The following is a 1,019-nucleotide window of genomic DNA, read 5'->3' as shown; positions in this document are numbered from 1 at the left end:
TGTCGGGCTCCACTTGATGCGTTACGGATCGTTGTCACTTGATCCGTGACACGTCCGGCTAGACGATCTTGGGTCGTTCCTGCTTTCAGGCTACGGGTCTTCAGTCCCAGAAGTTGAACAGCAGCTCGCCGACGGTGGTCGGCTTCCAGTAGCTGATCTGGTCGTGCTCGCCGGGGTCGAGAGCGCTCAGGTCGACCTGTGACAGCGGGGTTCGTAGCTGCTCGACGGTGAGGACCTGGGCGTCGGTCAGGGTGGTGATGGCGGCGGCGAGGTCGGGATGGTCGACGAAGGTGATGGTGACGTCGCCGCCGGCTCGGGGGCGGGCGAAGGCGATGAACGGCAGGGCGGTGTGCCGCAGCACCGCGATGTGGTGCTGGGCGTGGGTGATGTCGATCGTGTGGAAGTTGGGCGTGACGCCGGCAGGAGTGACGCCGGTGACGGTGGCGCCGATGGTGCGGGCGGCGTGGTGGCAGACGGCGGTGAAGGCCCTGAGGTCCGCCTGGTGACCGGGTGGCGGGTTGAAGCCGGTGGCTCCGGGCGGCAGCTTCATGGTCGGGCTCCGTTGTCGTCGCGGTCGGTGCAGGCTATCCGACGCTGTCGTGGGGGTTCGGGCTTGCGGACTTTGAACCGGCCGATGGGCTTGGTGGTCGTGCGAGGTACTTCGGTGAGGAGTTGGTCGCCGTCGTGGACGCGGAAGGTGGTGTCGGCGTCTTCGACGGTGACGGTTCGGCCGGCGTGGCCGATGCCGACGTGGATTTTCTGACCGGCGATGGCGAGGACGCCGCGGCTGCTGACGCGTCGTTCGACGCGGAGTGGCTGGGTTGTCGGGGTGGGTGGTGGTCCGGCGGGCCGGGCGTCGCGGATGCGGGCCTGCTCTTGTGGGGTCAGCGGGTTGGGCAGGCTGCGCAGCAGGGTTCGGTCGGCGTCGAGCAGGTGCAGGACGCCGCGGTCGAGGCGGATGGTGACGCGTCGGCCTGCGAGGTGGTAGCCGATGGGGTGTTGCCGGCCGGCGAGGCTGA

Annotated in this window: 1 protein-coding gene and 1 pseudogene; one reads left to right on the top strand and one right to left on the bottom strand. The window is 68.6% G+C overall.

The window, feature by feature from the left end; genetic code table 11:
• Window positions 1–100: 100 nt before the first annotated feature.
• On the bottom strand, window positions 101–550 hold the full coding sequence (locus AB0M52_RS34160; RefSeq protein ID WP_363962043.1) for a hypothetical protein: 450 nt from the start codon (window positions 548–550) through the stop codon (window positions 101–103).
• A 122-nt stretch (window positions 551–672) separates the two neighbouring features.
• Between AB0M52_RS34160 and AB0M52_RS34155 the strand changes: the two are divergent.
• Window positions 673–1,019: pseudogene (locus tag AB0M52_RS34155) on the top strand (hypothetical protein); the annotation flags it as partial.

Source organism: Micromonospora sp. NPDC051296 (assembly GCF_040682255.1).
Lineage (GTDB): Bacteria > Actinomycetota > Actinomycetes > Mycobacteriales > Micromonosporaceae > Micromonospora > Micromonospora craterilacus.
This window is presented reverse-complemented; position numbering and strand designations above follow the sequence as displayed.

Coding starts and splice junctions, on each gene's coding strand:
- AB0M52_RS34160 (WP_363962043.1), bottom strand. CDS start 550: ATGAAGCTGCCGCCCGGAGCCACCGGCTTCAACCCGCCACCCGGTCAC.